At 47.4% G+C, this 11,861-nt stretch carries 11 protein-coding genes; 4 read left to right on the plus strand and 7 right to left on the minus strand.

Annotated elements, in window-relative coordinates:
• Positions 1-7: 7 nt before the first annotated feature.
• Positions 8-742: an MBL fold metallo-hydrolase gene (locus OQ477_RS10105; RefSeq protein ID WP_265972291.1), complete on the minus strand. Its 735-nt coding sequence runs from the start codon at positions 740-742 to the stop codon at positions 8-10.
• A gap of 169 nt (positions 743-911) precedes the next feature.
• Between OQ477_RS10105 and yhfH the strand changes: the two genes are divergently transcribed.
• Both yhfH and OQ477_RS10115 read left to right on the plus strand, forming a co-directional pair.
• Positions 912-1,034, plus strand: a complete 123-nt coding sequence (yhfH, locus tag OQ477_RS10110; protein ID WP_416346528.1) for a protein YhfH — start codon at positions 912-914, stop codon at positions 1,032-1,034.
• A gap of 233 nt (positions 1,035-1,267) precedes the next feature.
• A complete protein-coding gene (locus OQ477_RS10115) occupies positions 1,268-2,557 on the plus strand; it encodes a cation:dicarboxylate symporter family transporter (RefSeq protein ID WP_003155211.1) in 1,290 nt (429 codons plus the stop codon).
• 40 nt (positions 2,558-2,597) lie between these two features.
• On the opposite strand, the gene OQ477_RS10120 is transcribed toward OQ477_RS10115, so the two are convergent.
• Complete coding sequence (locus OQ477_RS10120) at positions 2,598-3,629, minus strand: M42 family metallopeptidase (RefSeq protein WP_007409206.1); 1,032 nt, start codon at positions 3,627-3,629, stop codon at positions 2,598-2,600.
• Positions 3,630-3,760: 131 nt separating this feature from the next.
• Here OQ477_RS10120 and OQ477_RS20930 point away from each other — a divergent pair, with 131 nt between their 5' ends.
• Together OQ477_RS20930 and fabHB are read left to right on the plus strand one after the other, a co-directional pair.
• Positions 3,761-3,982, plus strand: coding sequence for a hypothetical protein (locus tag OQ477_RS20930; protein WP_038463743.1), 222 nt, complete (start codon positions 3,761-3,763; stop codon positions 3,980-3,982).
• 136 nt (positions 3,983-4,118) lie between these two features.
• On the plus strand, positions 4,119-5,096 hold the full coding sequence (gene fabHB, locus OQ477_RS10130; protein WP_003155217.1) for a beta-ketoacyl-ACP synthase III FabHB: 978 nt from the start codon (positions 4,119-4,121) through the stop codon (positions 5,094-5,096).
• A gap of 62 nt (positions 5,097-5,158) precedes the next feature.
• Here fabHB and OQ477_RS10135 read toward each other — a convergent pair whose 3' ends face one another.
• The 5 genes from OQ477_RS10135 to hemE form a co-directional block, all read right to left on the minus strand.
• Entirely contained in the window at positions 5,159-7,492 is a 2,334-nt protein-coding gene (locus tag OQ477_RS10135) for a YhgE/Pip domain-containing protein (protein WP_088462329.1), read from the minus strand.
• A 74-nt stretch (positions 7,493-7,566) separates the two neighbouring features.
• Positions 7,567-8,139, minus strand: a complete 573-nt coding sequence (locus OQ477_RS10140) for a TetR/AcrR family transcriptional regulator (protein WP_007610428.1) — start codon at positions 8,137-8,139, stop codon at positions 7,567-7,569.
• Positions 8,140-8,287: 148 nt separating this feature from the next.
• Positions 8,288-9,721, minus strand: a complete 1,434-nt coding sequence (gene hemY / locus OQ477_RS10145; protein ID WP_007610422.1) for a protoporphyrinogen oxidase — start codon at positions 9,719-9,721, stop codon at positions 8,288-8,290.
• A gap of 27 nt (positions 9,722-9,748) precedes the next feature.
• Entirely contained in the window at positions 9,749-10,684 is a 936-nt protein-coding gene (gene hemH, locus OQ477_RS10150) for a ferrochelatase (protein WP_044802759.1), read from the minus strand.
• Positions 10,685-10,759: 75 nt separating this feature from the next.
• Positions 10,760-11,821 (minus strand): uroporphyrinogen decarboxylase, encoded by a 1,062-nt coding sequence (hemE, locus tag OQ477_RS10155; protein WP_029325967.1) that lies wholly within the window; start codon positions 11,819-11,821, stop codon positions 10,760-10,762.
• Between the last annotated feature and the right edge of the window lie 40 nt (positions 11,822-11,861).

Below are 11,861 nucleotides of genomic sequence, written 5' to 3' on the forward strand. Positions count from 1 at the left end.
TCCTCCTTTATTTCTCCCACTTCAATCCGGAAGCGGCGATTGTCACTTCGCCCCCGAATACGGATTCCGCTTCTTCTTTCAGCTTCCGGTGCTCGCCGAAATGAGGCAGATGCGTGAGAATCAGCTCCCCCGCTCCGGCCTCCTTCGCGATACGTCCGGCTTCCAAACTGTTCATATGGCCGGCTGACGTGCCGTCCTGGTCTGCGTAAAAATTGCACTCGCAGATCAGCAGATCGGCATTTTCCGCAAACGGGATAAACGCGTCCTGGTAGCTTGAATCAGTCGTATACACAACAGAAGCTGAACCGTCAGTAATCCGCATCGCATAACAAGTGACCGGATGCACCGTTTTCAGAAAGGTAATGGTGAACGGCCCGGCAGAAAGCGGGCGGTCCGGCTGATAGGCCACTCCTTTTGTATGCGTTTTATATGTAAGACGCTCAAACTGTTCTATATCAGCATCATGCCCGTAAATCGGCAGTGCATGCGTCCCTTTTCCGAGAAAGGAGCCGACCTGTTTGGCAAATTGAAGCGGCCCGATATCAGCGATGTGATCATGGTGATAATGGGACAAAATGACGGCATCAAGCTCTTCTGCCGGAACATAGGCAAACAGCTTTGATAATACGGCGCTTCCGCAATCGACGAGCAGAGAATAGCCGCCGGACTGAAACAGATAGCCTGAAGTTGCTTCGTTTGCGGCCGGAAATCCGCCGCAGCATCCAATGACTGTAACTTTCATATAATCCTCCGAATGTTTAGGATAAAAAGATCCTTTCCTCCAATATACCTATTTTTCGTACAAATTGCATGTTTTAAACATTGTGCCAAAACAGCCGTTGATTTTCCAAAACTGTTATAATACAATATAGAGACAAAACAATGAAAGAGGGATGGGTATGTTGGAAAAGATGTCGGATTTTTTCAGAAATTTACCCGGTAAGAAATGCGAAGAATGCGGAAATGAGATTGTTGAGCAGTATGAGTATCACATTAATTTGTGCAATGACTGCTTGAAAATTAAGGATATGTGACAATAGGGCGCCGCACAATTCTAAGTTGTGCGGCGCCCGTTTTTTCGGCCGTCATCATACTTTCTGAATAGGGCGTTATTCACCATTATTAGCAATTATCTGTACGTTTTAAAAGATTCAGTATTTTCAATCTATATTTTTCTATAGACGGATTGTTTTCTTTTCTATTATAATTTGTTCTAATAGCTATCTTTTTAGATACTTATTGCACTTTTTTCTTCGGGAGGTAATCTATGAAAAAATTACGCTTTGGACTAGCGACGCAAATTTTCGTCGGACTCATACTAGGGGTTGTAGTCGGTGTCATCTGGTACGGCAATCCCGCCATTCCAACATATTTACAGCCTATCGGCGATTTGTTTTTACGCTTAATCAAAATGATAGTGATTCCAATTGTCGTCTCCAGCTTAATCATCGGCGTTGCCGGCGCGGGAAGCGGAAAACAAGTCGGAAAATTAGGCTTCAAAACGATTTTGTATTTTGAGATCATTACCACTTTTGCCATTATTCTCGGGCTGGCTTTGGCGAATCTGTTTCATCCGGGAACAGGCGTTAATATACATGAAGCTCAAAAGACAGATATCAGTCAATATGTTGAAACAGAAAAAGAACAAAATAACAAATCTATCGCAGACACATTCCTGCATATCGTACCGACAAACTTCTTCCAATCATTAGCCGAAGGAGATCTGCTTGCCATCATCTGCTTTACCGTGCTGTTTGCACTCGGCATCTCGGCAATCGGTGAAAAAGGAAAGCCTGTCTTGGCCTTCTTTGAAGGTGTTTCTCATGCGATGTTCCATGTTGTGAACCTCGTCATGAAAGTTGCGCCGTTTGGTGTTTTTGCGTTGATTGGTGTTACCGTTTCCAAATTTGGGCTCAGTTCCCTGCTTTCACTCGGTAAACTGGTCGGTTTAGTATATGTAGCTTTGGCTTTCTTTCTCATTGTTGTATTCGGAATCGTCGGAAAGCTTGCCGGAGTAAACATTTTCAAATTCCTCGCCTATATGAAGGATGAAATTTTATTAGCGTTCAGTACGTCAAGCTCCGAAACCGTACTCCCCCGCGTTATGGAAAAAATGGAGAAAATCGGCTGTCCGAAAGGTATTGTTTCCTTTGTTGTGCCGATCGGATATACCTTTAACTTAGACGGATCTGTGCTGTACCAATCTATCGCCGCTTTATTCCTCGCTCAGGTATACCACATTGACTTGTCCATTTGGCAGCAGATTACCCTTGTGCTTGTCTTGATGGTCACTTCCAAAGGAATGGCTGCCGTGCCCGGGACTTCTTTCGTCGTCCTGCTTGCGACATTAGGCGCATTCAACATTCCTGCAGAAGGCCTTGCATTCATCGCCGGGGTTGACCGGATTATGGACATGGCCCGTACGGTCGTCAATCTGACCGGAAACGCGCTGGCATCCGTTGTGATGTCAAAATGGGAAGGCCAGTATGATCCCGTTAAAGGCGCGAAGGTCATGAGCCTCGCCAAAACAGAACAAAACACAACCATCTCAGGTTAAAATGAAAACCCTGCACGGAATGATTTCCGCGCAGGGTTTTTTATGCCATCGGCGATAGAACATACCGGTGCAAAAGCTTCGCCGTATTAAGAAGCGATAATTCATGCGTGCGTTCAAAAGCGTGTGAAGCGTCAATTCCCGGGCCGATCAGCCCGTGGACGATGTCATGGCCCGAACGGATGGCTGCTGAGGCATCAGAACCGTAATACGGATAAATATCAAGCTGATAATCAATGCCATAGCGCTCCGCAAGCCCGGCCAGATGTTTTCTGAGCTGATAATGGTACGGTCCGCTCGCATCCTTCACGCAAATGGAGACGGTATATTCATCCGTAGACTGGCCGTCGCCGATCGCTCCCATATCAACAGCCAAGTATTCGACGGTCTCAGGAGGAATGTTGGAATTGCCGCCGTAGCCGATTTCTTCATTATTAGAAATCAGAAAATGCGTCGTATACGGAAGTTCGATTTTCTCTTCCGTGATGCGGCGGATTAAATTCAAGAGCAGAGCCACGCTCGCTTTATCATCAAGATGCCGGGACTTAATAAAGCCGCTCGGCGTAATCTGCACGCGCGGGTCAAATGAGATGAAATCGCCGACCCTGATGCCGAGATCGGACGTCTCTTCCTTCGTCCGGACAGGCTCATCAAGGCGTACTTCCATATTCTCCTGATTCCGCTCTGCCTTGCCGGCGTCCTTGTAGACGTGCACTGAAGTCTGATGCATTAAGATGGTGCCTGTATAGGTTTTGCCGGAAGAAGTTTGGATCTCGCAATATTCCCCTTCAATCGAGTGATATCGGAAGCCGCCGATCAAGTCAATCTTCAGCCGGCCGTCCGCCTTTATCTCCTTTACCATCGCGCCGAGCGTATCGACATGCGCCGTCAGCAATCTGTGTTTTTTGTCATCACGGCCGGGAATTGTGACAAAAAGACCGCCTTTGCGGTTTCTGTAAGAGGAGACGCCCCATTCTTTTAAAAGACTTTCTGTATAGGCGATAACCTCGTATGTATTGCCCGTCGGACTCGGAATCGACACCAATTCTTTAATCAGTTCCATCGTATGTTTCATATTTTCCACAGGTCATTCCTCCTATCAATTTTATTCTTCTTAAAATATACTCTTTTGATCCACAACCCGTCCAATCTTTTCCTTCTCTTTTTTCATAGAATGAAGGGAGCATGAGCATAGGAGGGAAATGTATGATCAGCCGTAAACCGCACAAGCGGAAAAGATTTCATAATGATTGGTTTGAGGATTGGTTTGAGGATGATTGGTCTGGTGCAGCCTTCTGGGGCTGTAAAAAAGAAAAAGATCACTGTAAAAAGAAAAAAGAAGACCCTTGTAAAAAGAAGAAAGACAAAAAGAAGAAAGACAAAAAGAAGCATCATCATTCATGCCGCCGCTGCTGCCGTCATTGGTAATCGTTCACACAAGCCCGTTTTACAAATAGATTCTCATGCTCCCCAAACAGCGGATGCTGCTTGGGTTTTTTTATTAAAATTAGTACCAAGTAATAATATCAGGTGTTATAATCTGATATAAAGGAGTGATTTTTTCATGTCAAAATCTAAAATTACAGCAATCGGTACATATGCTCCGGCACGCCGATTAACAAACGCGGATTTGGAGCGCATCGTCGATACATCTGATGAATGGATCGTCCAGCGCACCGGTATGAAGGAAAGACGCATTGCCGGCGAACATGAATTCACATCGGATTTGTGTGTGGAAGCGGTGAAAAACCTTGCAGAACGATACAGCGGAACTCTTGATGATGTCGATATGATCCTTGTCGCCACAACGACGGCGGACTATGCGTTTCCAAGCACCGCGGCACGCGTGCAGGCTTACTTCGGCTGGCCGCACACGGGGGCGCTTGATATTAACGCCACATGCGCCGGACTCACTTACGGCCTTCAGCTCGCAGACGCATTAATTACCGCCGGTTCCCATCAAAAAGTGATTGTCATTGCCGGTGAAACATTATCAAAGGTAACGGATTATACTGACCGGACGACCTGCGTTCTTTTCGGAGACGCTGCAGGCGCCCTATTGGTGGAACGCGATGAATCAGCGCCGGGCTTTTTGGCAGCCGTGCAAGGAACAGCGGGAGGAAGTGCGGACGTGCTGTATCGCACGGGACTGAGCGCAGAATTAAACGGCGAGCCGCTTAAAGGCGGAGGAAACATGGTGCAAAACGGGCGCGAAGTATATAAATGGGCGGCCAGAACCGTGCCTGAGGAATGCAATGCCCTTTTAGAAAAAGCCGGCTTTTCAAAAGACGATCTGGATTGGTTCGTTCCTCACAGCGCCAACATGCGGATGATCGAATCCATCTGCGAAAAACTGCCCTTCCCGCTTGAACGGACATTGACAAGCGTTGAATATTACGGCAACACTTCATCGGTTTCTATTATTCTCGCATTGGATGAAGCTGTGAAAGCGAAAAAACTGTCGGAAGGCCAGACGCTGGTATTATTCGGGTTCGGCGGCGGATTGACGTATACCGGACTGTTGGTAAGATGGGGATTTTAATGGTACGACGATCGAAATCTAAAAAAAAGAGGCCCTGAGCATCTGCTCAGAGCCTCTTTTTCTTATGCTGTTATTTCTTCTTCCGTTTTGTGTTCTTTTTTGCTTTGCACCGTAAAATACACGATGGTCAGCGCGATCATGACAACGGCGATGCCCAACAGAATGGATGCCTGCTGCCACATATAGCCGTAATCGCCATTTGAAATGACGGCGCGGAACCCGTTGATGCTGTAAGTCATCGGCAGTGCCCCGTGAATCACTTGATAGAATCCCGGCAGGAGTTCAAGCGGGAAGGTTCCTCCGCTTGCCCCGAGCTGGAGCACCAGAATGATGACAGCGATAAAGCGTCCCGGATTCCCCATCGTTGTCGCCAATAATTGAATCATGGACAGGAACGCGATGCTGGTAATCATCGTAAAGAGATAGAATCTCCAAGTGCTCTCCACATCAAGCCCGATTCCTTTTAACAGAACCGTGGCGACAATTACGGATTGAATCAGTCCGACGAGCAGAATGACGCTGAATTTGCTGAGGAACCATTCAAAACCGTTTCTCGGACGCCCTGAAGCTTCACTCAGAGGGAATACAACCGTCAGCATCAATCCTCCGACATACAAGCCCATAGAGAGAATATAAGGCGTCAGTCCGGTACCGTAGTTAGGCACGGAATGAATCGCGTTATCGTCCGTTTTTACCGGATCGGCAAACATGCTGTACGTTTTGTCATCTGTCTTAATGTCCCCGGTTTGATCGGCCGCATCTTTCAGCTGGCTGGACAATTGTCCGGTGCCGTCTAAAAGCTTGCTTAAACCGGTGCCGAGAGACGCTTGCCCCTGCTCAATTTTGGACGAGCCATCATGGATTTTGTTTTGCGCGTCCAGCAGTTTCGTTAAGCCGCCTGATACTTGGCCGCTCCCTGACACTAACGCTTCTGATCCTGATTTGAGCTGTCCGAACTTGCTGTTGTATTCGCCGATGCCGGCCGTCAATTTGTTTTGGCTTTCAAAAACGGTCTGCGCTCCGCTGTATAATTTATCAGTTCCGGCCGTCAGCTGGTTAATCGCGTCTTGTACCGCCGCTGCGCCGTTATACAGTTTCGATGTGGACTGAGGCAGTGCTTTCAGCTGATCAGCCTTCGCTTTTACATCTTTGAGCGCGCTTTTTATGGCTGACATATCCGGAAGCTGAATATCTCCGCCGGACGGAAGCTGGCTGACGATATTGTCTAAATCCGGAAGGTCGGCCTTCGGAAGCTTCTCATTCAGAAGCTGAACAAGTTTCGCTTTTTGCTCATCCGTTAAGAAATCACTGTCCTTAATCACCTTTTTGACCGCGTCATCCCGGGCATCCAGGTTGTTTTTCAGATCAGAAAGCTTCTTCTTAAACTGCTGCAGGTCCTTTTCAGTCTGCTCGAGCTGCCCAACCGCGTTTTCAATGTCTGACAGGTTGACTGAATTGATCGCATCTTCAAATGCCGCCGCTTTTTGCGACACTTCCTGCGCCTTGCTGTTTAACGCGCTTAATCCATTCGTTAAATCCGGAAGCTTTTGCTGGAGCTGCTTTTGTGCGTCAAGGCTCGTTTTCAGCCCGCTGGCCACTTGGCCTCCTCCTGAAGCAATCTGTCCTGATTTATCTTGAATTTCGGCGCTTGCGCTCTGAAGTTTTGCGATAGAGCTGTCAAGCGTTTGAATTCCGCTTGTCACTTTCGCCGCTCCGTCTGCAAGCTGCTGCGTTTTATCGCTGATGGTAGCGGTGCTTTCAGTAAGCTTCGCTAAATTTTCCTTCAGCTTGGCGCTGCCGTCTTTCGCGTTTTTCGTGCCGTCGTCTATTTTCTTGGCTCCGCTGCTGGCTTTGCCGAGCCCTTTGGCAATATCTTTAAAGTTATCAAAAATGACTTTTGCGTATTGCTCCGTCACTTCTTTCGACACGGAGGCTTTCAGTTTGTCGATCGCCTTTTCCCCGATTGTCGCGCCGACATAGTTTGATCCGGCATTCGTATGATATTTCAGATCCAGCTTCTTCGGATTTTTATCCATTACCGTGCTGGCGTTTTTAGAAAAATCTTCAGGAATCTCGACCAATAAATAATATTTAGCATTTAATAAGTCCTTTAACGATTGATCAAGATCGCTTGAAAAATGCCAATCAAAATTATCATTTTTCTTTAACTCTTTCACAAGATCGTCACCGATCTGAAGATGTTTCCCTTCGTAGTCCGCCCCTTTATCCTGGTTGACAACGACAACCGGCAGCTGATCCACCGTGCCGTACGGGTCCCAGTACGCCTTCAAAAACACTCCGCTGTAAATCAGCGGAACGAATAATATGGCAATGATGGGGATTAACAGTTTCTTGTTCGTTACAATGTCTTTCCACTGGCTTTTTATTGTATTCAACCCTGTTGCCTCCTTCCGCAAACTGACTCATTTGACAAAACGGTCACGGCACCTAAAAAGTGAAGGATCATCTATTATTTAGATAATCCTTGACCAACATACATTTCCAGCAATTCAGCGATCGTCTCTTTTTCAAGAGGCGGATGGTTTTTTTCCCAGTCAAATATCAGCGCGATGTAGAGCTTGAGCATCACAAAAGCGGTCAGTTCCGGATCACACGGTTTAATGCTTCCGTTTTCAATGGCTGTTTCTATCTTTTCTTTAATGTATGACAGAATGGCCCGCTCCATTTTCACAATGACATCCTGAACGGCTATTGTACCAATCTCGGCGTTCTCCTGAAAAATTTTAATAGTCAGCTGGTGTGTTTTTCTGAATTCCAAAATCGCGACAAGCGCCCGGTGGACATTTTCGTGAAATGAAAGCTCCGGTTTCATCGCTTCGTCTGCGTGTTCCTTCATTTCTCTTAAAATAGTGGTGAAAATATCATCAAACAGTTCTTCTTTGTTTTTGAAAAACGTGTAGATGGTTCCCTTCCCCACATTTGCAAGCTTTGCCACCAGATCCATTGTCGTTGCTTTGTAGCCGAATTGTGTAAAAGACTTAGTTGCCGCTTCCAGAATGAGCTTTTTCCGATCGACGGACATGTTTCCCACCTCGTTAAATTGACCGTTTGAACGTTTTAGTCATTTTGTACATAAGATAACTTATCACAGTCGCAAAGAAGATTCAAATGTTTTTTCTCATTATTGGTGTTCCCTTTACAGAACGGGAACATGCAAAAAAACCTCCGTTTTACGATAACGGAGGCTGGTACGTTTCAAATATATAAGCCAGTGAATCATATACGGCGGCTTTTCCCTGGTCGATACAGTCGGGGATGCCCACCCCTTCGAAAGACGCGCCCGTCGCGTATACGCCCGGATAGGAAGCTTTCAGCGCATCTCTGAACTCTTTGATGCGCTCCTTATGGCCGACATGGTATTGCGGCATGCTTTCGTTCCAGCGGGTCACACAGGTCATTTCCGGTTCGCCATTTATTTTCATTACTTTTTTCAAATCTTCCATTACGATTTTAATGATCTCGTTATCTGAAAGATCTACGATGGATTCATCTCCGGCCTTTCCGACGTACGCTCTGAGAAGCGTTTTGCCCTCCGGCGCCGCGTGCGGCCATTTTTTATTCGTCCATGTGCAGGCCGTGATGGAGAAGTCGCTGTTTCTTGAGATAACGAATCCCGTACCTTCATGCTCCATTTTGACGGCACCCTCAGGAAAACCTAAGGCGACGTTGGCAACGGACGTAGAATGCATGTCTTTGAGACATGAAACCGCCGGCAGATCAGAAAGCATTTTCGCCGCGGCTTTATGCGGGGCTGTCACTATGCATCCTTCCGCATAGAGCACTTTGCCGTTATCAAGCGTCACGGAATATCCTTTCTCCTCGCGGCCGATATGGGTGACTTTCGTTCCTTTCATCACCTTTGTCAGCGTAAGCTGCTTTTCCAGCTCCTCCACCAACGTTTGAAGCCCTGTCGTCAGCGTTAAAAACTGGCCCTGCTTTTTGGCCGTCAGCTGCTGTCCCGAAGGCTGCGGACGTGATTTTTTCATACCGAGAATCAGGCTTCTGTGCTTCTGCTCAGTCTGATAGAATTGCGGAAACGTGGACATGAGGCTCAGCTTATCAATATCTCCGGCATAAATCCCTGATAATAGCGGTTCTATTAAATTCTCAACGACTTCGTCACCGACGCGTCTGCGGAAAAATTCACCCAGAGACTGATCTTCCTTCGGTTTGCTCGCAGGCAGGACAAAGTCAAGCGCCGCCCGCGCTTTTCCGGGAACAGAAAATAAACCGGTGGAGATGAACGGAGCGATTTTGGTCGGAATGCCCATCACCGCGCCCTTCGGCATCGGATGAAGCGTCTCGTTGACGAGCACATAAGACTGGCCGGTCGCATTGTTGACGAGCAGATGCTCAAGCCCCAAATCCTTGACGAGCTGCGGCGCGCTTTTTTTCCTTTCCAAAAAAGAATCCGGGCCCCGCTCAATGATGTAGCCGTCTTTATGCGCCGTCTGAATTTTGCCGCCGGCTCTCGGGCCTGCTTCGATCAGGGTGACCTCAAGCGGCAGCTGTTTTTCTTTGATTTCTTTTTCCATGTAGAAGGCGGCGGCTAATCCCGTTATGCCGCCGCCGATGATGACCAGATGTTTTTTATCGCCACTCATTTTTATCGCCTTCTTTACCGTTTAATTCTACTTGTCCAGCTCTTTCAGCACGACCGCTGCAAGCGCGTCGATAAATTCAGGCTGTGCGTTCGGCATAGCCGGACGATAGTAGCTTGCGCCGACTTCTTCGGTCACAGCTTTGCATTCATAATCATTATCGTAAAGCACCTCTAAATGATCGGCAACGAAGCCTGCGGGCACGTATACAAATGCTTTATAAGGATGCTTTTGATACAGCTCGCGCGTGAGATCCTGCACATCCGGCCCGAGCCACGGATCAGGGGTGTTCCCTTCGCTTTGCCAGCCGACTGCGTAATCGGTAATTCCGGCGCCTTCGGCAATCAGTTTTGCGGATTCCTCCAGCTGGTCAGGATACGGATCGCCGTATTCTTTTATTTTTTCAGGAAGGCTGTGCGCTGAGACGATCAGCATCGCGTCATCCCGTTCTTCTTTCGGCATTGATTCATATGTTTTCTTCACCTGGCCGACCCAATAATCAACGAATTTCGGTTCATCATACCAGCTTTCAACAGACTTGATGGTCAAGCCGCCGAGCTTCTCCGCTTCTTCTTTCGCGCGTTTGTTGTATGACTGGACGCTGAATGTTGAAAAATGAGGGGCGAGCACAAGGCTGACAGCTTCTGTAATGCCGTCTTTATGCATGTCCGCCACCGCGTCTTCAATAAACGGTTCAATATGTTTTAATCCGATGTACACTTTGAATGTTACGTCATTCTGGATTTCATTTAAACGCTGTGCGAGCTTCTCCGCCTGCTCCTGCGTAATTTTTGCAAGCGGCGAAATGCCTCCGATCGCTTCATATCTGTCTTTTAAATCTTGAAGCATATGAGGCTCCGGCTTTCTTCCGCGTCTGATATGCGTATAATAACGTTCTATGTCCTCTTCTTTGTAAGGCGTTCCGTAAGCCATGACAAGAAGTCCCATTTTCTTTTTGCTGCTCATTTTGTTAAACACCTCGTTTGATGGTCTGTCTACCTTGATTTTGACAGGAAAATCTTCTTATAACCAACGATCTGCTCAGGAAGATTGTTCCGTTTTTTTGGCCGCGGAATATTCATGTACAAACGCCGTCAGCTTTTTCAGCGTTGCCGGATTGACATCAGGGAATACGCCATGCCCTAAATTGAAAATAAACCCGTCCGTTTTCATGCCTTGATCAAGTATCGCTTTCGCTTTTTTCTCGATGACTTCCCAAGGCGCAAGAAGAAGCGACGGATCAAGATTGCCCTGAACCGTTTTTGTAATGCCTTGTTTTCTGGCGTCATCTATGCCGAGTCTCCAATCAAGACCGACGACATCAAGAGGAAGGTCATGCCAATCCCCGGCCAGGTGGCTTGCGCCTACGCCGAACATGATCAGCGGAACTTGCTCTGCTGAAAGCTCCCGGAAAATTCTGTCCATCACCGGTTTTATAAACTGCCGGTAATCTTCGCGGTTCAGCGCGCCGACCCATGAATCAAAAATCTGAATGGCTTTTGCGCCGGCGTTAATCTGCGCTTTCGCATAAACGATAATCATGTCCGCGAGCTTGTCCATCAGCATTTGCCACGCTTGCGGCATACTGTGCATAAACGCTTTTGTTTTGTTGTAATTTTTAGAAGGCCCGCCTTCAATCATATAACTGGCCAGCGTAAAAGGCGCTCCCGAAAAACCGATGAGCGGAACATTCAGCTGTTCGTTTACGAGTAATCGGATCGTTTCCAGCACGTAAGGAACATCCTGTTCGGGATTCAGTTCGCCGAGCTTTTCAATATCCGCAGCAGAGCGCACCGGCTGATCGATCACCGGGCCGATTCCGTTTTTTATTTCAACATCCACTCCGATATAAGGAAGCGGCGTCATAATGTCTTTATATAAAATGGCAGCGTCCACTCCGTACTGCTCGACCGGGAGCCTCGTCACATACGCGCACAGCTCGGGCTGATGCGTAATTTCGACTAAGCCGTACTTTTCCTTCAGCTTGCGGTATTCCGGCTGAGACCTCCCCGCCTGTCTCATGTACCAGACAGGGACGTGATTTGTTTTTTCTCCCCGTGCCGCTTTTAAAAACGTATCATTAAACGCTTCTCGTTTACTCATCTGAATTTCCACCTTTCCTCCTGCAACCATACGTTCGTGT

Source organism: Bacillus sp. ChL18 (genome assembly GCF_026241425.1).
Lineage (GTDB): Bacteria > Bacillota > Bacilli > Bacillales > Bacillaceae > Bacillus > Bacillus velezensis.

Coding starts and splice junctions, on each gene's coding strand:
- OQ477_RS10105 (WP_265972291.1), bottom strand. CDS start 742: ATGAAAGTTACAGTCATTGGATGCTGCGGCGGATTTCCGGCCGCAAAC.
- hemY (WP_007610422.1), bottom strand. CDS start 9,721: ATGAGTGGCGATAAAAAACATCTGGTCATCATCGGCGGCGGCATAACG.
- OQ477_RS10115 (WP_003155211.1), top strand. CDS start 1,268: ATGAAAAAATTACGCTTTGGACTAGCGACGCAAATTTTCGTCGGACTC.
- yhfH (WP_416346528.1), top strand. CDS start 912: ATGTCGGATTTTTTCAGAAATTTACCCGGTAAGAAATGCGAAGAATGC.
- fabHB (WP_003155217.1), top strand. CDS start 4,119: ATGTCAAAATCTAAAATTACAGCAATCGGTACATATGCTCCGGCACGC.
- OQ477_RS20930 (WP_038463743.1), top strand. CDS start 3,761: ATGATCAGCCGTAAACCGCACAAGCGGAAAAGATTTCATAATGATTGG.
- hemH (WP_044802759.1), bottom strand. CDS start 10,684: ATGAGCAGCAAAAAGAAAATGGGACTTCTTGTCATGGCTTACGGAACG.
- OQ477_RS10120 (WP_007409206.1), bottom strand. CDS start 3,629: ATGAAACATACGATGGAACTGATTAAAGAATTGGTGTCGATTCCGAGT.
- OQ477_RS10140 (WP_007610428.1), bottom strand. CDS start 8,139: ATGTCCGTCGATCGGAAAAAGCTCATTCTGGAAGCGGCAACTAAGTCT.
- hemE (WP_029325967.1), bottom strand. CDS start 11,821: ATGAGTAAACGAGAAGCGTTTAATGATACGTTTTTAAAAGCGGCACGG.